The following is a 406-nucleotide window of genomic DNA, read 5'->3' as shown; positions in this document are numbered from 1 at the left end:
TCTTCGTTCATCGCTCAGGTCTCCCATGTCGGCGGGCATCGTAGGTCAGTGCTGCAACCATTTTTTGCAGTTGACCAGGGTCGAGCCATTCCACGCGCTCGACCTTGAACATGCGCAAGGCCATCCCGTCAGCATACGCCCAGGAGCGTTTCGCCTCGGCGAGAAATGCCTCGATCTTACCCACCAGTTTTGCCCGGTCTGGCGCGGCCTTCGGCGCTTTGCGGGCTTGTTTCTTAACTGGTTTAGGCTCCCAGCCCAAGCGGACAAACTCGGCCAGGACGGCGCCAGTCTGGCGTGGGGTCAGGTCTTTGGCCGAACGTACACCCGCCACGCGCCCCAACAAGGCGCGGTAGGTTTCGTCATCCAGCCCAAGGTCCTTCTTGGCGATGTGAATCTTGCTCAATTG

1 protein-coding gene is annotated in these 406 nt (G+C 59.9%); it reads right to left on the bottom strand.

The window, feature by feature from the left end:
• Positions 1-7 precede the first annotated feature (7 nt).
• Positions 8-403 (bottom strand): gp16 family protein, encoded by a 396-nt coding sequence (locus tag JWG43_RS18970; protein WP_338033294.1) that lies wholly within the window; start codon positions 401-403, stop codon positions 8-10.
• Positions 404-406: the final 3 nt, after the last annotated feature.

Source organism: Desulfobulbus alkaliphilus (genome assembly GCF_016918545.1).
Taxonomy (GTDB): Bacteria; Desulfobacterota; Desulfobulbia; order Desulfobulbales; family Desulfobulbaceae; genus Desulfobulbus; species Desulfobulbus alkaliphilus.
The sequence above is the reverse complement of the archived record's forward strand: the minus strand, read 5'-3'. Positions and strand labels throughout refer to the sequence as shown.